The 20,254-nt window shown below is 47.8% G+C and carries 23 protein-coding genes and 1 riboswitch; of the genes, 3 read left to right on the top strand and 20 right to left on the bottom strand.

Annotated elements, in window-relative coordinates:
* Window positions 1-110: 110 nt before the first annotated feature.
* Genes ABN764_RS21665 through metA form a run of 3 tightly spaced genes read right to left on the bottom strand, consistent with a single transcriptional unit; the run spans window position 111 to window position 3,429 of the window.
* The gene (locus ABN764_RS21665; protein ID WP_065292293.1) at window positions 111-1,301 is read right to left on the bottom strand and encodes a trans-sulfuration enzyme family protein; all 1,191 of its coding nucleotides are present in this window, start codon (window positions 1,299-1,301) and stop codon (window positions 111-113) included.
* A gap of 5 nt (window positions 1,302-1,306) precedes the next feature.
* Window positions 1,307-2,488: an aminotransferase class I/II-fold pyridoxal phosphate-dependent enzyme gene (locus ABN764_RS21660; protein ID WP_446673077.1), complete on the bottom strand. Its 1,182-nt coding sequence runs from the start codon at window positions 2,486-2,488 to the stop codon at window positions 1,307-1,309.
* Window positions 2,485-3,429 carry a homoserine O-acetyltransferase MetA gene (metA, locus tag ABN764_RS21655; RefSeq protein WP_021254588.1) on the bottom strand — a complete coding sequence of 315 codons (945 nt, stop codon included), beginning with the start codon at window positions 3,427-3,429 and terminating at the stop codon, window positions 2,485-2,487. Before metA ends, ABN764_RS21660 begins: the two co-directional genes overlap by 4 nt.
* Before the next feature lie 167 nt (window positions 3,430-3,596).
* Window positions 3,597-3,723, bottom strand: a riboswitch (SAM riboswitch).
* A 541-nt stretch (window positions 3,724-4,264) separates the two neighbouring features.
* Here metA and corA point away from each other — a divergent pair.
* Window positions 4,265-5,200: a magnesium/cobalt transporter CorA gene (gene corA / locus ABN764_RS21650; RefSeq protein ID WP_021254587.1), complete on the top strand. Its 936-nt coding sequence runs from the start codon at window positions 4,265-4,267 to the stop codon at window positions 5,198-5,200.
* Between the two features lie 256 nt (window positions 5,201-5,456).
* Here corA and ABN764_RS21645 read toward each other — a convergent pair whose 3' ends face one another.
* Window positions 5,457-6,518, bottom strand: a complete 1,062-nt coding sequence (locus tag ABN764_RS21645; RefSeq protein ID WP_446673076.1) for an HRDC domain-containing protein — start codon at window positions 6,516-6,518, stop codon at window positions 5,457-5,459.
* A gap of 276 nt (window positions 6,519-6,794) precedes the next feature.
* Here ABN764_RS21645 and ABN764_RS21640 point away from each other — a divergent pair, with 276 nt between their 5' ends.
* Complete coding sequence (locus tag ABN764_RS21640; protein WP_021254585.1) at window positions 6,795-7,091, top strand: DUF3055 domain-containing protein; 297 nt, start codon at window positions 6,795-6,797, stop codon at window positions 7,089-7,091.
* 100 nt (window positions 7,092-7,191) lie between these two features.
* On the opposite strand, the gene ABN764_RS21635 is transcribed toward ABN764_RS21640, so the two are convergent.
* The 13 genes from ABN764_RS21635 to ABN764_RS21575 form a co-directional block, all read right to left on the bottom strand.
* A complete protein-coding gene (locus ABN764_RS21635) occupies window positions 7,192-8,082 on the bottom strand; it encodes a 5'-3' exonuclease (RefSeq protein WP_028531861.1) in 891 nt (296 codons plus the stop codon).
* Window positions 8,083-8,199: 117 nt separating this feature from the next.
* On the bottom strand, window positions 8,200-8,655 hold the full coding sequence (locus ABN764_RS21630) for a CBS domain-containing protein (RefSeq protein WP_446673075.1): 456 nt from the start codon (window positions 8,653-8,655) through the stop codon (window positions 8,200-8,202).
* 20 nt (window positions 8,656-8,675) lie between these two features.
* Window positions 8,676-9,380 carry an MgtC/SapB family protein gene (locus ABN764_RS21625; protein WP_268623814.1) on the bottom strand — a complete coding sequence of 235 codons (705 nt, stop codon included), beginning with the start codon at window positions 9,378-9,380 and terminating at the stop codon, window positions 8,676-8,678.
* A gap of 455 nt (window positions 9,381-9,835) precedes the next feature.
* The gene (locus tag ABN764_RS21620) at window positions 9,836-10,207 is read right to left on the bottom strand and encodes an arsenate reductase family protein (protein ID WP_446673074.1); all 372 of its coding nucleotides are present in this window, start codon (window positions 10,205-10,207) and stop codon (window positions 9,836-9,838) included.
* A gap of 25 nt (window positions 10,208-10,232) precedes the next feature.
* Window positions 10,233-11,249, bottom strand: a complete 1,017-nt coding sequence (locus ABN764_RS21615) for an RluA family pseudouridine synthase (RefSeq protein ID WP_446673073.1) — start codon at window positions 11,247-11,249, stop codon at window positions 10,233-10,235.
* The gene (locus ABN764_RS21610; protein ID WP_446673072.1) at window positions 11,242-11,826 is read right to left on the bottom strand and encodes a cob(I)yrinic acid a,c-diamide adenosyltransferase; all 585 of its coding nucleotides are present in this window, start codon (window positions 11,824-11,826) and stop codon (window positions 11,242-11,244) included. The genes ABN764_RS21615 and ABN764_RS21610 overlap by 8 nt, the downstream gene beginning before the upstream one ends.
* A 66-nt stretch (window positions 11,827-11,892) precedes the next feature.
* Window positions 11,893-12,459 (bottom strand): P-loop NTPase family protein, encoded by a 567-nt coding sequence (locus tag ABN764_RS21605; RefSeq protein WP_446673071.1) that lies wholly within the window; start codon window positions 12,457-12,459, stop codon window positions 11,893-11,895.
* Window positions 12,460-12,547: 88 nt separating this feature from the next.
* Window positions 12,548-13,087, bottom strand: coding sequence for a hypothetical protein (locus tag ABN764_RS21600; RefSeq protein ID WP_021254577.1), 540 nt, complete (start codon window positions 13,085-13,087; stop codon window positions 12,548-12,550).
* A 131-nt stretch (window positions 13,088-13,218) separates the two neighbouring features.
* Window positions 13,219-13,479, bottom strand: a complete 261-nt coding sequence (locus ABN764_RS21595) for an aspartyl-phosphate phosphatase Spo0E family protein (RefSeq protein WP_021254576.1) — start codon at window positions 13,477-13,479, stop codon at window positions 13,219-13,221.
* A gap of 147 nt (window positions 13,480-13,626) precedes the next feature.
* Window positions 13,627-14,835, bottom strand: coding sequence for an aminotransferase class I/II-fold pyridoxal phosphate-dependent enzyme (locus ABN764_RS21590; protein ID WP_021254575.1), 1,209 nt, complete (start codon window positions 14,833-14,835; stop codon window positions 13,627-13,629).
* 13 nt (window positions 14,836-14,848) lie between these two features.
* Window positions 14,849-15,349 (bottom strand): Lrp/AsnC family transcriptional regulator, encoded by a 501-nt coding sequence (locus tag ABN764_RS21585; protein ID WP_021254574.1) that lies wholly within the window; start codon window positions 15,347-15,349, stop codon window positions 14,849-14,851.
* 274 nt (window positions 15,350-15,623) lie between these two features.
* Window positions 15,624-16,016 carry a spore coat protein gene (locus ABN764_RS21580; RefSeq protein WP_021254573.1) on the bottom strand — a complete coding sequence of 131 codons (393 nt, stop codon included), beginning with the start codon at window positions 16,014-16,016 and terminating at the stop codon, window positions 15,624-15,626.
* Between the two features lie 27 nt (window positions 16,017-16,043).
* Window positions 16,044-16,313 (bottom strand): hypothetical protein, encoded by a 270-nt coding sequence (locus ABN764_RS21575; RefSeq protein ID WP_021254572.1) that lies wholly within the window; start codon window positions 16,311-16,313, stop codon window positions 16,044-16,046.
* 107 nt (window positions 16,314-16,420) lie between these two features.
* Between ABN764_RS21575 and ABN764_RS21570 the strand changes: the two genes are divergently transcribed.
* Window positions 16,421-17,635 carry an NAD(P)/FAD-dependent oxidoreductase gene (locus ABN764_RS21570; RefSeq protein ID WP_446673070.1) on the top strand — a complete coding sequence of 405 codons (1,215 nt, stop codon included), beginning with the start codon at window positions 16,421-16,423 and terminating at the stop codon, window positions 17,633-17,635.
* A gap of 100 nt (window positions 17,636-17,735) precedes the next feature.
* Here ABN764_RS21570 and ABN764_RS21565 read toward each other — a convergent pair whose 3' ends face one another.
* The 3 genes from ABN764_RS21565 to ABN764_RS21555 form a co-directional block, all read right to left on the bottom strand.
* On the bottom strand, window positions 17,736-18,941 hold the full coding sequence (locus ABN764_RS21565) for an MFS transporter (protein WP_021254570.1): 1,206 nt from the start codon (window positions 18,939-18,941) through the stop codon (window positions 17,736-17,738).
* A gap of 87 nt (window positions 18,942-19,028) precedes the next feature.
* Window positions 19,029-19,556, bottom strand: a complete 528-nt coding sequence (locus tag ABN764_RS21560) for a hypothetical protein (RefSeq protein ID WP_142544017.1) — start codon at window positions 19,554-19,556, stop codon at window positions 19,029-19,031.
* A gap of 259 nt (window positions 19,557-19,815) precedes the next feature.
* Complete coding sequence (locus tag ABN764_RS21555) at window positions 19,816-20,235, bottom strand: DUF350 domain-containing protein (RefSeq protein ID WP_021254568.1); 420 nt, start codon at window positions 20,233-20,235, stop codon at window positions 19,816-19,818.
* Between the last annotated feature and the right edge of the window lie 19 nt (window positions 20,236-20,254).

Here is a 20,254-nt window from a genome sequence, read left to right as displayed (position 1 = left end):
CATCTAGTTGTGCATTGTATCGCTCAAGAAGCAGCTTCACTAAATAATCGTAACATACATCGCCCATAAAAAACAGCACCCTTCCATGGAAGGGTGCTGGATAGAATCGGTTATTTGGATAACGCCTGATCCAAATCCGCAATCAAATCCTCGACATGTTCAAGCCCAACAGAGAAGCGGAGCAATCCATCCGTAATTCCACGCTGCAGACGAACTTCATGCGGCATTGCTGCGTGAGACATCATGGCAGGATAAGACAAGATGCTCTCAACAGCGCCAAGGCTGACTGCCACAAGCGGGATTGTCACGTTGTTTAGCACTTGCTTCGCCCGTTCGCCAGAACCCACATCGAATGATACCACTGCGCCGTATCCCAGTGATTGCTTCTCATGCACCTCACGACCAGGATGATCGGCTAGACCAGGGTAATAGACGTCAGCAATGTCCGACCGTTCACTCAGCCACAGAGCAAGGCGACGGGCGCTCTGCTCACTCTGATTCATCCGAGCTTCCAATGTTTTCATGCCTCTCATCAGCAGCCAGCTGTCCTGAACCCCAAGTACAGTGCCAAGGCCATTCTGCAATTGCTTCACACGGCGTCCAAGACTCTCGTTGGCTGTTACTGCCAGACCTGCGAGCACATCACTGTGTCCGCCCAAGAACTTGGTTGCACTATGTAAGACTATATCTACACCAAGCTCAATTGGACGTTGATGATAAGGGGTCATGAACGTATTATCCAGCATGGTGAGCAGACCCTTTTCCTTGGCCCATGAGGTCACTTCTGCAATATCCGTAATTTTGAGCGTCGGGTTGGACGGTGTCTCCATATAGACAGCCTTCGTATTTGGACGAAGCGCAGCCTTCACCTGCTCAATGTCGGTCATATCCACTAAAGTAGACTCAATGTTCAACCGGTTTAAAATGGAGGTCAGGAGACGGTACGTTCCACCATACACATCTTCCGTTACGATTACATGATCTCCTGCTGATAACAGCAAGAAAGTCGAAGAGATTGCTGCCATCCCTGACGCGAAGGCAAATCCATTCGTTCCGCCCTCGAGCAGTGCAATATATTGCTCCAATGCCTCACGTGTTGGATTGCCAGAACGAGAGTAATCGTACTGAGGCGGATTGTAAATGTCCTCATGATGAAATGTCGTAGCTTGGTAAATCGGGACACTGGAAGCTCCTGTACCGGCATCGATCTCACCGCCAAAATGGATCAGCTTCGTCGCAAACCGACGTGATTGCTTGCCTAACTGACCGTCTGATGCTTGATTCGAATTCTGCTCACTCATCTCCGTTATCCCTCCACTTCTACTCTAGCCGCTTCTATCGCTTGCTCCAAGTCAGCAATTAAGTCATCAACATGTTCAATTCCAACCGAGAATCTTAGCAAGCGATCGTCTACACCAATCTGATCCCGAATCTCCTGCGGAATATCCGCATGGGTCTGAACCGCCGGATAAGTCATCAGCGACTCTACCCCACCCAAGCTCTCCGCGAACGCGATCAATTTCAAGTGGCGCAGGATCGGCTCTACATAAGCTGCATTCTTCAAGCGGAAGGAGAAGATGCCTGTGTTGCCCGACGATTGGCGCTGTTGAATCTCATATCCCGGATGCTGCTCGAATGCAGGATAATACACATTGTCGATGGCGGGATGCTCTAGCAGCCATTCGGCAATGCGGGTTGCGTTGTACTGATGCCGCTCCATACGAAGGGCAAGTGTCTTCATGCCTCGCATCAATTGATAGGAGTCCGATGGGCTCAGGACAGCCCCGATCGAATTATGCAGGAAGGCGATTTCTTCCGATAATTGCTTCCCTTTCGTTACGATCAGACCAGCAAGCACATCATTATGTCCGCCCAAATACTTCGTTGCGCTGTGGACTACCATATCTGCCCCAAGTTCAATCGGGCGTTGGAAAAATGGCGTTAGCAGCGTATTATCAACGATAGTGAGAATTCCATGAGCCTTCGCCCACGCCGCTACCTTCTCGATATCCGTAATCATCATCAAGGGGTTCGTAGGCGTCTCTATAAAGACAGCCCTCGTCTGCGGTGTTCTTACAGACTCAAGCGCATCAAAATCATTCGTATCTACATAAGAAGCCGTCACGCCGAAACGAGACATAATCCGCTCCAGCAGACGATAAGTACCACCGTACAAATCGAGGGAAACAATCAGATGATCGCCTGAACTGAACATCGCGAACAATGTCTGTAATGCAGCCATCCCAGAACTACAGGCAAATCCGGCATCCCCACATTCCAAAGCAGCCGCCGCTTCCTCTAGAACAGTACGAGTCGGGCTCTTCGTCCGAATATAATCAAACCCCGTGCTCTGTCCAAGCTTCGGATGCCTGAATGCAGTTGCTTGGTAAATCGGATAATTAATAGCTCCTGTTTTTGGTTCATGAACCGATCCAATTTGAGCTAATCGACTTTCGATGCGGTAGTTCTCTTCGTTGCGTTCGATCATAGTTGATGAGCCCCTTCCTTGCGCGGTACGGCTTTGCCCAATTCGTAAGGTGTTTCTTGATATACGTAGTAGTTCAGCCAATTTGAGAAGAGGAGGCTGGCATGCGCGCGCCAAGTGGAATAAGGCTTGCGGGAAGGATCGTTATTCGGGAAATAATTTATTGGAATGTCCATCTCCATCCCCTTTGCAATATCGCGGTCATACTCCCACTTCAGTGTACAGGGATCGTATTCCGAATGACCGGTCACGAAAATTTGCTTCCCATCATGTGTCGCTACCAAGTACACTCCTGCTTCTTCCGACTCCGCTAATATTTCTAACTCGGCAATCTTCGCGACATCCTCTCTCCGAAATTCCGTATGACGGGATTGCGGTACAAGAAACATCTCGTCGAAGCCGCGTGTCAGATTTACATTTTCCTTTGTTAGTACATGCTCGTATACACCGAAAATTTTCTGATCCAGTGCATATTTCGCAATTCCATAGTGATGATAGAGGCCCGCTTGTGATGCCCAGCAAATATGGAACGTGGAAGTTACATTCTCCTTAGACCATTCCATAATGCGGCACAACTCATCCCAATAGTCTACATCTTCAAACTTCATCTGTTCGACAGGAGCACCCGTAATGATCATGCCATCAAACTGCTCTCCTTCAATATCTTCAAATGTTTTGTAGAACGAAGATAAGTGCTGTGCGGACGTATTTTTTGATGTATGGCTTGCTGGATGAAGGAGCGTCACCTCAACTTGCAGCGGCGTGTTGCCCACTAAGCGCAGGAGTTGGGTTTCCGTAGTCTCTTTCGTCGGCATCAAGTTGAGAATGATGATTCGCAGCGGACGAATATCTTGATGATAGGCTCTCGTTTCGTCCATGACGAAGATATTCTCCTGGGTCAAAATTTCTTTGGCCGGCAAATGATCCGGAATTTTAATCGGCATTGACGCTCTCCCCCTCGAAAATGGTAATTGGATGGTGTCGGCACATGAAATCAATTTGGCGCAACCGCAAACAGACCTGACTTGAAACGGCACAAATGGCTAGAGACATACAAAAAAAGACCTTCCTCGACTACGAGAAAGGTCATGTTATACATGCTCATGAGCCTCTCTCATCTGTCAGTAACGACTTTCATCGTCCCTGCAAGAATTAGCACCGTGCGTCGCGCTTCATACTGCGCATCGCCGGTTGCCGGGCTTCATCGGGCTTGTCCCTCCACCTACTCTTGATAAGATTGCTTATATGAATATTCATTTGATTTGGCCTTGGTAATAATGTACGGCAAAGAGAAGCTGTTCGTCAAGAGGTGAACACAACAAAAAATCACGATTCCACCCCCTTCGCATACGATACATTATTGACGAATTCCGCCAATGGATTTTGTCTTGAAAGGTTGAAGTACGAGCGTTATACTTAACAAGGTGCGTCGAGGCCTTAACTTTTCAATGAAGGCAATAATCATTCCTTCACTGGACGCATGATGTATAAAGTCACGTACAATTATTCAAGCTGAGGTGAGTTCGGATGGATGGCGACCCGAGGTCGTTCCGTAGTACGTACGTACAACCGAATATTACGATTCGACAGGCAGCGGCAAGTTCGCAGTCCAATGTCGGGATTCGTGCCTCTGCAGAGAACCTAGTTCACTAATTGTGCCTAGGCTTATATCACGTGCGCGAACGACGGACTGCGCATGCCCAGCCTTGTTTCGAGTCGTCTGGTAACATTTAGACGATGCGCATGTCGCAATGGCGACAGCGTCAAGGAGTGAGTGCAATGAAAATCCGTCTGGTCAACGAGGGCGTCTTCACGACTGAGGAAGATATCAATGTCACATTAACACCGCCAGAGAATGGCTTCTACTGGATCGATGCTGACATTGAGGATTTGGTCGTTCTGCAGCCATTATTCAACATGCATGATTTGGCAGTTGAGGACTGTATGAGTGAAGAAGAGCAGCGTCCCAAAATCGAAATTTATGAAGGTCATTATTTTATCGTGTTCAACAGCATTCGCTTTGACGATGAAGAGATCTTTTTACGCTCATTGAACATTTTCCTCGGCAAGCACTTCATTATTACCGTAACGAAGCAGAAGATTAACGAGCTGCGTATGGTGAAGCCTGTATTGTGGGAGCAGCAAGCGAGTACGCCTGACCTTATGCTCTACCTGCTCATTGACTTGGTTGTCGACAACTACTTCACAGTAGGAGATCGAATTGAAGCGAAGATCGACAAGCTTGAGGAAGAGCTCATTATGAGCACGAAGAAAGAACATCTCAATGAAATCATCAGCTTGCGAAGTGAGATTCTGTGGCTCAAGAAGGGTCTTGGCCCTCAAAAAGAGGTATTGCTTGTCCTCTATCGTAAGGAATTGCGGCTGATCGGCGATGACCTGCAGAAGTACTTCCAGGATATTTACGAGAATGCCGTCAAAGTATCGGAGACATTCGAAACGTTCCGCGACCTCATGGGCAACTTACGTGAGTCTTATCAGCTTAGCATTGCGAATCGCGCAAACGATATTATGAGAGTGTTCACAGCGATTACAACTATATTCATGCCGCTAACCTTAATAACAGGGATCTACGGCATGAACTTCGGATATATTCCAATTATGGACTGGGAGTACGGCTCCTTGTATATGATCGGATTCATGCTTGCGCTTGGTATCTTTATGTTCTACTTATTCCGCAAGAAAGACTGGATTTAATAATCAGCAGGGGGTGTTCTAAAGTCATTTGATAATGACCTTGGACACCCCCGCTTTGTTTTCTTTGCATTACCGTATTCCCGATTATCCCCATTTGCTCACCTTGTTCGCCGATGACGAAAAACGAAGCCAACCACTGCGAATTGTTTTTCGCTGCTTTCCAAACAAAATAGCACGACGCCCCTAAACTAGCCTAAACAACAGAATAAATTCATTAACGAGCCCAAGCATACGTCCTTCGAATATGTGGCATTCGTCAGCTTGCTGCTTCTGCAACGCCGCTGCTTCTCGCTCTGCTTCGATGCAGAAGCCGCAGCAATCGAATCCGCTCATAGTTCGCTTGTACCTCGGCATAAGATTCGTCCAATGCCGATTCTCCAAATGCCTTCACATAGATTGGCTTCAAGTATTCATCGCCCAGTTCATCGAATGCCAGCTCTATCGTTGCCCGCTGCTCTTCCGGCATAGATTGAAGCTCCGATTCAACCAGCATGCACACATTATAGCCTTCACGTTCTACCGTCTCAATGCGCATAATGAGTTCACGCCGATCTACCTGAAGAAGCTCTATCAATTGCGCAATCGATAACTGCTGCTGCAAGCCTTCCAGCAATACACGGCGGTCTGTCAGCTTGGAGAGCTCTTGATTCTGCTTCGCTTCCCATTCGGAATAGACCCACTTCGCGAACTCCTCTTCGGATACAACGGAGGATATCCAATCCAGCGGGAAAGTCGATGTCCTCTCAAACCCCTTCGCAATTGCAATGATGTCCGCTCCATAGGATGCCAGCTTCGCTTCCCCGAATCCAGGAAGCTGCTTCAGCTCTTCCAAGGTGTGCGGAAGCAAGGCACTGACCATACGCAGCATACGATTCGTCGCAATCCAATAAGGGGCCCGGCGCAGCTTGCTCGCCGTCTCCCTACGCCACTTCGCAAGCTGTTCATATACCTCGGATCGGGCATATAAATCCGCATAGCAGGCAACCCATTCATTGCGTTCCTTCATTCTGCGCTCGTGTATATCGGCCTCCGGCACAAACCCAATAGTCAGACGGTACCCAGCGTGCAGCAAACGCGCCATACCACGCCGCATAGCCGCCCGCATCTCGGCCCATACCGTCCCCTCGAACCATACTTCGGCAGGCTGTCCATCTGGTTCCCAGAGTAAGATCCACTTCCCCTCATCTACTCCAGCCGTAACTAATCCATATGCGGTATCATGAGAAGAATTTACTCCCCTCTTCCGCTTACGAGAAGACACCATCTCCCCATCGTCCAGCACCATTCGCTCTAACCTGGCCATCCATACAATTTGCATCAACTACGCCCTCCCTATTCGATAGACTTGATAATGATACAACCTCTCCGATTGCTGCGACCTTCTATTCACTTCTTTCGGACAAAAAAAGAAAGCACCTCATCACGGTACGTATATACGCATCGCAATGAGGTGCTTCCTCGTCCTAGTTATGAATTTATTACCATTATAGCATGCTCATCTCCAGTGTCAATTCCTGTATTTCTATTTCTAAATGTTGGACGCTACTATATAATAATATCATCTTATTGGAGCAGCAGATAAGGGAGGCTAACAATGAGCAATCATGATCTTGATTTTCTATCGGACAGCACAGAGACGACAACAACACGCTTCGTCACCTTCGTAGGGCACAGCTATCGGCGCTTTGATTTGGCGATTACATCTACAGGCCGTTTTTACGGCAAGAAGCTCGTTACCGACTTGCAGAGCGGGCTGACCGCCATTCTCGGGCAGGACGATCTCAAGGAAGAAGGCTATTTAGAATCCTTTTATCGCTTGTCGGAGGAAGAGGGAGAAGAGCTTCGCGGCTTCCTGTACATGGTCATAGGCGAGGCGCATTTCACCGATTAAGCTGATGACTTGGATTCACGAACCCAACCTTCATACAGCACTTATGATCAAAAAAGGGAGGAGCTTCTGCTCCTCCCCTTCATTCTGCCGCCCATGTTCGTTACATTCCGACGTACGATATCATACTTTTCATTTCCAGACGCTCAAATATTGCACTGACGGACTCGCGCTCTGGCGCAAATACACAGACATCCATCTGGCATTCTACCGGCACATCGCAGTTGATGCGCGCAAGCTGTCGTGACAAATGGAGCATCTCAAGGTCGGACTCAATCTTCGTCCGTACACCCTTCGCAAGCTCCGGCAAATTCTCCAATATTCCCTCAATGCTCTGATATTGCTGGATCAGCTTATGTGCTGTTTTCTCACCTATCCCTTTCACGCCTGGATAGTTGTCCGCAGTATCTCCCATAAGCCCCTTCACATCAACCACCTGCTCTGGAGTCAGCTGACGCTCCTCCATGAGTGACAATGGCGAATAGACTGCATAATTGCCATGCCCCTTCTTCATGATGATCACAGTCGTCCGTTCATGAACAAGCTGCAGCATATCGTGGTCGCCTGTCAGGACAAAGACATGCATATCATCACGGAATAAGCGCGACAAGGTTCCGATACAGTCATCTGCCTCGAATCCTTCAGCCGATATATTAGGGATGCCGAATCCATCCATTACATCCCGAATGAGTTGAAATTGTGGTACCAGATCCTCTGGGCAATCGGGACGATTTGCTTTGTACGCTGTGAACTGTTCTGAGCGAAATGTCTTGCTCCCGAGATCCCAGCAGCATGCAATATGAGTCGGCTCGAACCGTTCTACCGCATCCCAGAAATATCTCATAAAGCCATACACCGCATTCGTTGGTGTTCCATCCTTCATTCGACGAATAGAACCGCCGTACGCAGTAGCGAAATAGGCGCGAAATAAGAGCGCCATTCCATCAACGAGCAGTAAGCGCTGCTCCTTATTATCATTCAATTGTACTTCCATCGGTATGGATTACCCCTTTCGCTTCAATGCCTATCGTCAAGTATATCATAATTCTTACAATCACTAGATAACGGATTCTGCCAAGCAAGGAACCCATACTCATTCTTTCTAATTATGCTACAAATGAGACATTACATCATCAAAAGTCACGATCCCGACTAACCGACTGTCCTCCGTTACTACCGGAACAGCCAGAAGGCCATACTTCTTAATAATGTCCAAGACATCCGCTTGCAGTGCATCTGGTTCGATCGTAACGAGATGCGGATTCATCATCTCATGCATTAACCGCTCGGGCGAAGAGATAAGGAAATCACGTAGTGACACAACGCCGAGCAGCGTATCCCGCTCATCGGTCACACACAAATAATAAATAGTCTCCACATTCGTCAAGCAACGGCGCATCCAATCAAGAACCTCAGCAATTGTATCTGTCGTACGGATTCGGATGATCTCCGTTGTCATAAGTGATCCAGCTGTACCTTCTGGGTAAGCGAGCAATTGCTTAATGTCCTCTGCCTCTTCCCTCTCCATATGATCAAGATAGAAATCCGCCTCTTGATAAGACAGCAATCCATCTTCTTGCGCTCTACTTACAATTGCTCGATCTCTACGCTCACAACATGCTCAATCTTCTTGATGTAATAATAGATTTCCGTCAAGTATTGATTACTTGGCACAGATAGCACTAGGTCAATTCGCTGGCGATCCTTATCCAGATCCTTGAGTTTAAAGTGGCGGATATGGAACTCATCTGCATCCGTTCGATCCTTGCGCTGAATTTTCTTTATGAGATCCGTCATCTGGTGGTTCGATTCTACGACGATCTTCAACGCCACATCATGCCGGTTCAACTTGGCAGGGGCAATCATCTTAATTAAACCCGGAATGAGGTTGACAGCCGTAATCAGCAGCGCCGCACCGCAAGTTGCTTCCAAATAGAATCCAGCCCCAATCGCTACACCGAGAGCAGACGCCGACCAGATTAATGCTGCAGAAGTGAGACCGGAAATAACCTCATTGCTTCTTCGCAAGATAACACCCGCTCCAATAAAACCGACCCCGCTTATGATCTGAGCTGCCAAGCGCATTGGATCCATATTCGGATGGTTAGTGCCGCCGAACTTCCCGAATGCCTCAATTGACACAATCGTAACCAGGCAGCTGGCAATACATATGACCATACTCGGTCTCAAACCAAGCTGTTTTTGCTTAATTTGTCTGTCAAGCCCAATCAACAAACCGAATAATAGCGCCAAACCGAGCTTCATCATCATTTCCAATGTCAAAAATATCATGTCGATCACCTTCTTACCCAAATTCAACTTACTCAAATTCAACATCTACTACAAAAAAACATCTACACGCAAAAAAAGCCCCCTCGCAAAGAGAGAGCTTGATTACATCCAGCAAGTCGATTCCTCACACGTCAAATAAGCCTACTGATTCTTCTCGTGCATACAGGATGCAAGACGATTCAGGGCACAGCAAGACATGGGAGGGCTGCTTGTATAGGACACATCCTCTCTACTAGTGTACATCAGTTGTCGCAAATGACTCGGACTGCCTTCCACCATTACCCTCCCCTTTCATCGCTAGTTAAATACTTCCATGAGGAATCTTACTTGTTCGTTCACGTGATGTCAACCATCATCTTCCTCGTCTTGCATACATCTGTTAACACGGTTCCTGTTAACCTGAACAGCATCGTACCTATGTGCTGCTTGTCAGGATCAACAGCTGCAAATCCTTCTTAATGCTTGGAGGCCGTGCCCCACGCTTCTGCAAACATCTCTTCCTTGAAGCCTACTGTTGTTCGATACCCATCTGTAACAATAGGACGCTTGATCAGCTTGCCATTTGATGCCAGCAGATTCAACTGTTCCTGCTCGCTCATCGTTGGCAGCTTGTCCTTAAGCTGCATCGCCTTGTATACTTCGCCAGATGTATTGAAGAATTTCTTCAACTCCAATCCGCTTTGGGCAACTAGTGCGCGCAATTCCTCGCTGCTTGGCGGCTCCTCTACGATCGGGATCAGTGCAACATCATAGCCTTGTCCCTTGAGCCACTGCACTGCTTTACGGCAAGTGCCGCATTTGGCATATTGATATACAGTAACGTTCATATGTCATGTAACTCCTCTCATAACATCATTCATTATTGCTCCTCCAGCCAACAAGCCGGTCATGCAGTTCTACTAGTTCCTGAGGAAGCTCGGCCTTAAAGTGAAGCTTAACCCCACTCATCGGGTGTGTAAATCGCAGTTCAGAGGCATGAAGCGCATGCCGCGTTAATGGCTCCACTGCAGCCTGAAGCAGCGGAGTATTCACCAGATCAGGATCAGCATAGAACTTATCGCCCAGCAGCGGACTTCCGATATGCTTCATATGCACCCGGATTTGATGAGTACGTCCCGTCTCCAGTCGGCAGCTTACTCTTGCAGCTTGTCCATGGTAGGACTCCAGCACACGATAATGCGTGATGGAATCGTATCCATCCGGTGTCACGACACGAAGATGAGGCTGCTCCTTGTCTCTATCGATTGGAGCATGTACCGTCCCTTCCTCCTCACGAGGAATCCCAAATACAAATGCCTCATACTGCTTCCACACCTCATTCTTCTGCATCTGATCCGATAATTGATGATGAGCGTGGCCGTGCTTCGCAACAATAAGCAGCCCAGAGGTCTCTTGGTCGAGTCGATTCGCTGGTCGAAATCGGGTTCGCTCGCCACGCATCCGCCAATGATGAACAACTCCATTAGCCAATGTCCCATTCGGATATCCCTTGGTTGGATGGACCACTATGCCTGCCTGCTTATTGAGCACGAGAATATCCTCATCCTCGTACACAATCTGAATCGGGATTGGCTCTGGTTCGATTGTATCGACATGATCCTCTGCAATCTCCACCCGAATCAGATCACCCGCACGAAGCTTGTCGCGCACCGTAAGAATTCTGCCATTGTATTCTGTACCGCCATTCACCGTAATCGCTTGTTCCAACGTCTTCAGCCGCTTCAATAAACGCCTCGACAAATTCAATCTGGAACGGAGAACGGTTCGGAGTTGAATCCCTTCTTCACTCTCAGGCACTACATAGGACAGCTCAGCTGCAATCTCCCCAGACAAGCCGTCCGCTTCTTGCTTCCCTTCTTCTTCAATCATGCTGCTCCTTCTTCCTGAACACGTCAGCACTTCTCACATATTCCTGATCCTGAACGCCAACAAGACCATTTGCCCGGCGCGCCACTGCAAAGAAATAGTCTGACAATCGATTCACATATTTCATTACTTCGACATGTACGGTCTCCTGATGCGAGAGCGTAACGAGCTGACGCTCCGCTCTTCGACACACAGTTCGACATATATGCAGGGCTGCTGCCGCCTCGGATCCTCCTGGCAAAATGAACTTTGTGATCGGCTCATTCGCTGTCTCATGCTCGTCCATCCATTTCTCAAGCTGCTCCACCTGTTCTGGACGAATTTTATAAATGAATTTCCCCTGCTTCTGCTCCGCATAAGCGGTATCGGCTCCGCAATCGAACAATTCATGCTGAATCACGGATAACTGCTCCCGAAGTGCTTTCATTTCATCTCCATGGCAGCAAGTAATCGCCCAGCCGACGAATGAATTCAGCTCATCAAGCTTCCCATAAGCTGCTACCCGCAAATGATCCTTCGGTACCCGACCACCTATCAACGATGTCGTTCCTTCATCACCTGTACGCGTATATAACTTCATTTGCTATGCCCCCTCATTACCGTTCTATCCTGGGCTTAATGTCCTCTCCACGTGCACATTGCTAGTTTACTTTCGTTTCCGCTTCGCGCTAATGTCCTCTGGAATTCCTGAAGTCATCCGGAACCATTGTGTACTCCGCTTTACAAGCTCGCGATTCAGAGCGGCGTGCTGCACAATATACTCAACTTCAAGCGGATTCGTGAACGGCGTGTAGCCTGGCGGCTCGTTCGTAATAATGAACAGCTTGCCTTGAAAGATGAACAATGCCTCTTGCAACTCCATCCGCGCAGCTGTCAAGCGCCCAGCGTATTCAGCAAGATCCTGCTTATTGTCCATTTCCTCCATAATTTGTTCGTGTGCGCCATGCAAATACGAGGTAACGCTATCAATGACAAGTACACGCCGGTCGGCCCGGTACATATTGGATTGCTCATTGATTCGATGCAGAACTTCTGGCAAAGCACATTCCGTATCAATCGTCTGCCATGTGAAATGGGGTGGCGCAGGCAATTCATCCGGAAGCGGCGTAAGACGGGTAGTCATGTAGAACCCTTCACGCCCGAACGTTGCAGCATAATGCATTGCAAATGATGTTTTCCCGCTCCCGGTGCTTCCTGTTACACCAATGATCACGAGCGCTCCCCCCTTTCACTTATGATGTCTTACCGTGATGTCCAATGATTGCTTATCGATCCTTACGATCTGTCTGAATCAAGCCACATTACTTCTCTTCAGCAAGAGCCTTGAGTATCTCAACGGATCTGGCTTCATCAGGTGTGCGCGAAGGAATCGTAACAGACAGCCCCTTTTCCTGAATGCCATGTTTCTTCAAGACAGGCAGCTTCTCTGCAGACAACGAGAATAAGAAAGTTCCTTTATGCTCTTCCTTGCCTTCATATACAGCACCGTCGTACACGCCTTCGTTATATTTTTTGGCATCAAAATACTTATCGAGAGCTACGTGTCCACCCTGAGGAGCCATTCTCTTCGCGTCCTCCTCTGGAATGACCATTACACTATTCTCTCCAGCCGCATATTCCACAAACAACTTCTCGATGCTGTACAACGGTGAAGCGACGACTTGGACTGTGAATTTATTTTCAAACGTCTTATTCAGATCATCCTGCAGTGCACTTGTCATTTCGGGAGGTAATGACGATGATGTCATGATGAATACTGTAGCATCGGCTTTAGGCCCTCCACAACCACTTACAAGCACAAGCAATACCGCTAGAACACCGATCCATCTCCAATTGCGCATGATAGCCTGTCCCCTCTCCACGTTGCCCATATAAATGTATTGTCCGTTTAATAAATCCCAACCTTCACTATATCATAAACAACATAGGCAAAAAAAGAAGACTCCTCATAGGAGTCTTCCTCACGCACCATCTATTTCATCGATTGTGACTTCATATATTCATTAATCTTCAAGTCCAACATGCTGCTAATCTCGATTACTGTCTCTGCAGTAAAGGACTGCTCCTCTTGGAACATCTGCTCCATTTGCTTGCGAAGGACAAGGATTTCATACTCAAGCGCCAATAGCTTGGACGAAATGTTTCTTGTTCTGCCCGACCATCTTACATGAGATCTATCTTCTCTCACTGAACTATGCGGATACGACGTCAAGGTATAGTTCGAACAAAACAATCGACCTTTCCTCCCTTCATGGCGATTATAGAATATCCTAAGTTTCTCCAGATGTTCCATAACATGGGACAGTTCTGCGAGACATGTTATATTATACCAGAGGGGAAGAAAGAAAACTAGTTCATTTTCGTTGATTATGAATAATTATCACATTTCTTGCTTCATCTTGTCGAGGAAACGACCCATTCGATCAAGAGCTTCATTCAATTGCGCAACGGATGTCGCATAAGAGCAGCGAATATGACCTTCTCCTCCTAGGCCGAACACATCACCCGGAACAGCCGCAACCTTCGCTTCGAACAACAACCGATGGGCAAATTGCTCTGAAGTAAGTCCAGTTGACTTAATGGATGGGAATGCATAAAAAGCCCCTTGCGGCTCATGGCATTCCAGACCAATTTCGCGGAATCCGTTCACAACAAGACGTCTGCGCTGATTGTACGACTCCATCATATGATCCTTCTCGCTCATCCCATTGCGCAATGCTTCAAGGGCGGCAATCTGTCCCATTATCGGTGCACACATGACCGTATATTGATGAATCTTCATCATCGCGGCAATGATTTCCGGATGACCGCATGCATACCCCATCCGCCAGCCAGTCATGGCAAATGCCTTGGAGAATCCGCTGACGAGCACCGTTCTGTCCTTCATGCCTGGAATGGATGCGAAGCTGACATGCTTCTGATCATATGTCAATTCAGCATAAATCTCGTCTGAAATGACGATCAAATCGTGTTCTTCAACAATCTTCGCGATCGGGAGCCAATCCTCATAGGTCATAATACCGCCTGTTGGATTACTCGGATAGCATAAAATCAGTACCTTGGATTTCGGTGTAAGCTTAGCCTTCAACGCCTCCGCAGTCAGCTTGAACTGATTAGCAGCATCCGTCTCAATTCCTACCGCTACCCCACCACCAATCGACACGATCGGCGAATATGAGATATAACACGGTTCCGGGATAAGGATTTCATCGCCTGGGGCAACCAGCGTCCGCAGTGCCAGATCAATGGCTTCCGATCCGCCAACGGTAACAAGCACTTCATCTGACGGTTCATATTTTACTTGGAATGAATTGTTCAAATATTCTGCAATCGCTTCGCGCAGTTCCAGCATTCCTGCATTGGAAGTGTACTTCGTACGACCACGCTCTAACGAATATACACACGCTTCACGAACATGCCAAGGCGTGCAGAAATCCGGTTCCCCGACACCGAGTGTGATGATGTCCTTGCTGGCGTTAGCCAAGTCGAAGAACTTACGAATACCGGATGGCGCAATGTCACGTACCAATGGGTTAATATAGTCGCTCATGGAGCGTACGCCAGCTTGCTTCTCTTCTTCCTTAATCATAGCACTTCACCTTTCACGGGGTAATTACGAGACGATGATCATCCTCGCGCTCTTCATAAATAATGCCGTCCTGCTTATACTTCTTCAGGATGAAGTGTGTCTTCGTCGACAATACCGATTCAATCGGAGACAGCTTGTCGGATACGAAGGAAGCGACTTCACGCAAGTTCTTTCCTTCTACCTCAACTAGCAAATCATAGGCGCCAGACATCAAGTATACGGACTTCACCTGTGGGAATAAGTATATTCGCTCTGCAATACCCTCAAAGCCACGACCACGCTCTGGAGTTATTTGCACTTCAATTAGGGCGGTTACAGTCTCATCATCAACCTTGCTCCAATTCACTACCGTTGCATATTTAACAATGACGTGCTCTTCTTCCATCTCGGCAATCGCGGTGCGAACTTTCTCTTCGTCAACACCAAGCATCGTGGCGATGAGCGCCGGGGAACGACGCGCGTCCTCTTTTAACAATTTAAGTATGCTAATATTAAAATCGCTCAAATCCTTCATATTCGATCCTCCCTCGACCTGCAGTGGCAAGCCGACTTAGTGTAAATATGCTACATATGATACACCTTTTCATATGTGCACGCCAATATCAACAGGCTTTACTGCGCATTTCATGATTTCCTAGTGCATTTCCTACTGCTATGATACCTGTTGCCGTAATGGAATTGAAGGTCCACGACCATGCGAAATTGCAGCTTTGCTGGTTGGTAGGTCATCTCCGTACTACAGCCGCAAGTAAAAAGGCCGCTGAAGTACTCAGCAGCCTTTTCCTGTATTACATGTACTGATTGTAGTTGCCTTGATGATGCTCTTGTTGTTGATGCGCATGCTGCTGATAGTGACCATATCCCGCTTGGCCCAGCTTCTGCTGCACGAACTGGTTGGATTTCATTTGAAGCTGTTGATTGTCCTTCAGTTGCTTGTCCAACTCCTGACGCAATGCTGGTGATGCTACGGAATACATATTGTTCTTCTCCATGAGCGTGAACAGCTGTCCTTGCATCGTTAACGTACTGTGAGTCAAGTCCGTAAACATCTGCCGAACTACCGGACAAGCCGCTTCTGTTACACCTGTTGTATACTCGCGAGAAGTTCGCTTCAAATCAGCCAAGATCGTGTACAACAAGTCTTCCTCTTGCATGAATTGATTTTGTTGTGAACCATTCATGTTGTCGTTCCTCCTTCATTACTTCGATTATTGAGATTGTTGCGGACTAGTTGGCGCCATATGTGTGTGCTGCTGCAGAGTATGTAGCAATACATTCATGTGCTGCTGATGAACACCGATCATGTGCGTCAGCGCTTGCTGAACACCTGGAGTTGTCGCCATTGCTGCGGTTGCCGCACACTGTTTAATAAGCAAATCCTCATTGGAGATCGAATCCACGATGTACTCCAATTCCTTCGCCGATAACGGCTTCATATTGCCTTGATGTGACTGTTGGTTATGCTGAGCATATTGCATCTGAGCATACTCCTTTCATCCTGTCTGGAAGTTGTCGTTCTCTATGTATTATGAACCCAACATTAGGGAAATATGTAACCGGAAATCTGAACGAAAGGAGATGTCGCGTGGATCTACAATTTGGGTCGCTTCCATGGAAAAGTACGCTGCCATCTAGGCATGTGCATCCCCCATTATCTGAATCCATTCGCTGCGACGTGCTAGTAGTCGGATCAGGCATTAGTGGTGCACTTTGCGCCTATGAGCTGTGCAAGCGCGGATTCGATGTCGTTGTGCTGGAGAAGAGGCAGGTAGGGGGCGGCAGTACGAGCTCCAATACAGGATTGCTTCAATACATGAATGATCGTTCATTAACCTCATGCATCGGATTATTTGGTGAGCGAAGGGGACTTCGTTTCTATACACTGTGCAAGCAGGCAGCAGAACGTCTGCTTACGATCGCTTCCGAGCTCGATGAGGATTCTGAGATGTTCCCTCGCAGCAGCCTCTATTATGCCAGCAGCGAACAAGACGTAAGAAGTCTTCGAATCGAATACGATTTTTTGCATCGCTATGGCTTCCATACAGAATGGTGGAACAGTCAACAAATTCGTCATCGATTTGGATTTGATAAGCCGGCCGCGATTGTCACTCATGGTGATGCTGAGGTGAATCCTTACCGTTTCACACATGCACTATTACATACTGCGACAAACAAATATAAACTGCGAGTATACGAGCATACCAAGGGCACCCAAGTGAGGCACGAGGGTGGTTTCATTCAGATACAAACGGATGGTGGATTTGTAGCAACAGCCAAGCATGCCGTATTCGCACTCGGGTATGAAACGAATGAAATGAAGTCGAATCCAAACACAAGAATTACTAGCTCCTTCGCGATTAAAACGCAAACTATCCCTAATCTGCTTGATGTATGGCATGAACGCTTCCTCATTTGGGAGACAAGGCGTCCTTATTTATATTTGCGTACCTCGGCAGATAATCGGATCTTGGCGGGCGGATTTGATGAAGGAGATATAAGTACTGAAGAGCGGAATAAGCTGCTCCCAAGCAAAACCGCACAGCTTATCAAGGAAGTGGAGTCCCTATTCCCACAGTTGGCTCCGCTCATAGCTGAAAATGCTTGGGCGGGCGCATTCGGTGTCACGCAGGATGGATATCCCTATTTTGGCGAGGCTCCTCACCGTCCAGGATGCTTCTTCATTGAGGCCTTTGGCGGAAATGGCACTGTATACAGCACCATTGCGTCTCAAATTGTTGGAGATTTGATTGAATTCGGCTTCCATCCGGATGCTGAACTGTTCAGCTACACGAGGAGATAACGGTGGACCCGGACGTTTTAGTTAAACCTATGCGTTCTATTCGTGAAAAAGACAGGAATATAAAAGGCCCTGATGACTCATGCGAGCAGCAGGGCCTTTCTTATTTTCCTATTCGCTGATTCGATACTAATGTCCGGATGCTTACTGCACTGATAATAGGAAGAGCCCCCAAAACAGCCAAGAAAGCAACGACAACCGGCTCTGTCGTTCTCCATTGCACAACTAGCAAATACGCTGCAACCCCTGCCATTCGCCCGATCAACAAACCAAATTCGCGCAGAACCGTCAGCTCCACGCGTTGGGCTGCTGAACGCTCATCTACCCCCATAATGTCGAAAGTAGCGGTTGTCATCGGGATCACAAACAGTGGCGAGAATAGCGAGGTGATAATCCCGAATAGAAGCAGGCTTCCATAGGCAACACCGAAAAATAGAGGAATGACTGCAAGCGCCATTGCAATCGTCCCGATGAACAAGCCCGGTGCCCGGAAGGAAGGACGCATAATCCTGCCTATCACATAGAAGCTGCCTAATGCTACAGCAGATGTGATTAGGGTGTAATTGCCCAGCTTCATCTCATTGGTCGTTGCAATGTAGACCACAAGTCCGATCAGGAAGGTAAAGACCCCATCCTTGGCGCCTTGTGCAGCAAGCGCTGGCAAGGCATGCCGCCAAGGACTGCCAGCCTTCTTCCATGCGGTAAATGGCAATGTCCAATTATAGTGACCCTCAGGGGGACGCTTGCGCAGCCAAAAGCTGAATACGATTGCCCCAATAAACACGCAGAATGATACGGTAAAGATGATGCGGTAGCCCGTTCCATCGCCAAGCTTGGTGATCAAATATCCGGATGCCCACGGCGCGGCCATCCCGCAGCATGAACCGATAAGCCCAACCCAGCCATTAAATAAATCACGATTGTCCGGATCCGTCACTTCGAAATACACCACATTAAAGGCGAGCCAAAAGGCACCGAACGCAGCACCCAATATAAATCCGAGCAGCCATATGTAATCGACCGCACCTTTACCAAGCCAGAGTACTACTGCATAAAATGCCCCCGCCAAACCAATGCCAAGCCGCAAGCAATTCATCTTGTTGCCTTCCTTCACCCACTTGCCTGCACAGTAGAAGGTCAACCCGCTGGATATTTGCTGACTGAAGGCAAACCAGCCAATCAAGCTGTAATCTGATGCAGCCTTCCATAGAAAAACATTGACGAATGCTCCCGAAAGAGCATTCGCCAACGAAAAGAGACCAAAAACGATCAACAGCAATAGCGATTGAGCGTCAAGACGCGCTGTCACGAAGGGAACCCCTCCCTGCTTAATCGGGCATATAGCCCTCTTCGTTACAGCTTATAAGTTGCCCTAAAGCAGCCGTCTTATGATAATTTATTCAGACTGCGCACGGCGGACGACTTCCATAAGCGGCTCGCGGTGCGGCTCAGCCAGTACTTTGGATACTTGGAAGCAAGAAGTGCATACATATACATCCAAGCGGAATGGCGCTGTTACAACCGGCGCCTTCAAGGCTTCCGATACATGTGGCTCGAAGTGATTGGAACCTATCGTCTCTGTGCCAGCTAGTAACATATATTCTCTGCACTGAGGACATTCTGGCACTTCGGATTGCCCATGAAGCACCTTATCCACGCCTTCTTGGTACTGCAATGAACTCTCATCGCCGAACAAGGCAGCATCTTCTGTCCAGCCGAAGTTGGACCAGCCCTTCTCCTCGGATTCTTCCTCATGATCATGATCATCATGATCTCCATGCTGCTTATCAGGATCGTGCTCAATATCCACATTCAATGTCCGATAAGCATTCAGCTCATTGTGGCAATGCGGACACTCTTCTTCTGGACCTAGCACCTCATCCCACACAATTTCCGTATCACACCAAGGACAAATCTGACTCATGTCCGTTCAACCTGCCTTTCTTATCAGAAGGCTCTGCAAGTCGATTACAGAGCACATTCTCCCCTATCTAGATGTCAATTCATAATGATCTGCACTTGTTCGTGCGGGTATCTCTATTATAGAGCATCCATTACAGATTCGCCCAATACACGATTCCAATAATAATAAATATCGCTGCCAATGCAAACAGTGTTCCCCATAAATACTTCATGCAAGACCTCCGCTGCCATAGTAACGAACCTGCTGTTCCTACGTAAAACTACTTAATGCTAGCTCCGATAATGTAGGACATGGATACGGAGATAACCATAGACAGCAAACCAACTGCACGGTTATCCTTCTGAATTTCATCGTCCAATTTGAAATACGGCATCAGAAATCCAAACAAAAAATATGCCATTAATAGCAGTACATATCCGAGTGCTGCCCATGTCAATGACGCATACAACGTATCCCGTGCTTCGATCCCGAAGCGGAATATGTTGCAAATTCCGAAGATTTTGCCAGAGGTAGCCATCGCGACACTAATATTGCCTTTGCGGATCTCCTCCCAGCATCTGTATCTTGTCACTAATTCAAAGATGGACAAGAACACGACAAGCGCCAGTACGGTTACAGAAAAGTAAGCACACATGGATACGTATGGGTTACTAAGCCATTGCTCAATAAATCGTTCCACATTCATCCTCCCCGGTTCG

The organism is Paenibacillus wuxiensis, assembly GCF_040195695.1.
GTDB lineage: Bacteria > Bacillota > Bacilli > Paenibacillales > Paenibacillaceae > Paenibacillus_B > Paenibacillus_B suaedae.
This window is presented reverse-complemented; position numbering and strand designations above follow the sequence as displayed.

What these genes read in the sequence shown, in the direction of transcription:
- ABN764_RS21625 (WP_268623814.1), bottom strand. Translation starts at nt 9,380, where the DNA reads ATGATATTTTTGACATTGGAAATGATGATGAAGCTCGGTTTGGCGCTA.
- metA (WP_021254588.1), bottom strand. Translation starts at nt 3,429, where the DNA reads ATGCCGATTAAAATTCCGGATCATTTGCCGGCCAAAGAAATTTTGACC.
- ABN764_RS21615 (WP_446673073.1), bottom strand. Translation starts at nt 11,249, where the DNA reads ATGATTGAAGAAGAAGGGAAGCAAGAAGCGGACGGCTTGTCTGGGGAG.
- ABN764_RS21585 (WP_021254574.1), bottom strand. Translation starts at nt 15,349, where the DNA reads ATGAAGGATTTGAGCGATTTTAATATTAGCATACTTAAATTGTTAAAA.
- ABN764_RS21590 (WP_021254575.1), bottom strand. Translation starts at nt 14,835, where the DNA reads ATGATTAAGGAAGAAGAGAAGCAAGCTGGCGTACGCTCCATGAGCGAC.
- ABN764_RS21640 (WP_021254585.1), top strand. Translation starts at nt 6,795, where the DNA reads ATGAGCAATCATGATCTTGATTTTCTATCGGACAGCACAGAGACGACA.
- ABN764_RS21635 (WP_028531861.1), bottom strand. Translation starts at nt 8,082, where the DNA reads ATGGAAGTACAATTGAATGATAATAAGGAGCAGCGCTTACTGCTCGTT.
- ABN764_RS21620 (WP_446673074.1), bottom strand. Translation starts at nt 10,207, where the DNA reads ATGAACGTTACTGTATATCAATATGCCAAATGCGGCACTTGCCGTAAA.
- ABN764_RS21610 (WP_446673072.1), bottom strand. Translation starts at nt 11,826, where the DNA reads ATGAAGTTATATACGCGTACAGGTGATGAAGGAACGACATCGTTGATA.
- ABN764_RS21560 (WP_142544017.1), bottom strand. Translation starts at nt 19,556, where the DNA reads ATGAGTCAGATTTGTCCTTGGTGTGATACGGAAATTGTGTGGGATGAG.
- ABN764_RS21645 (WP_446673076.1), bottom strand. Translation starts at nt 6,518, where the DNA reads ATGCAAATTGTATGGATGGCCAGGTTAGAGCGAATGGTGCTGGACGAT.
- ABN764_RS21665 (WP_065292293.1), bottom strand. Translation starts at nt 1,301, where the DNA reads ATGAGTGAGCAGAATTCGAATCAAGCATCAGACGGTCAGTTAGGCAAG.
- ABN764_RS21660 (WP_446673077.1), bottom strand. Translation starts at nt 2,488, where the DNA reads ATGATCGAACGCAACGAAGAGAACTACCGCATCGAAAGTCGATTAGCT.
- corA (WP_021254587.1), top strand. Translation starts at nt 4,265, where the DNA reads ATGAAAATCCGTCTGGTCAACGAGGGCGTCTTCACGACTGAGGAAGAT.
- ABN764_RS21580 (WP_021254573.1), bottom strand. Translation starts at nt 16,016, where the DNA reads ATGAATGGTTCACAACAAAATCAATTCATGCAAGAGGAAGACTTGTTG.
- ABN764_RS21600 (WP_021254577.1), bottom strand. Translation starts at nt 13,087, where the DNA reads ATGCGCAATTGGAGATGGATCGGTGTTCTAGCGGTATTGCTTGTGCTT.
- ABN764_RS21575 (WP_021254572.1), bottom strand. Translation starts at nt 16,313, where the DNA reads ATGCAATATGCTCAGCATAACCAACAGTCACATCAAGGCAATATGAAG.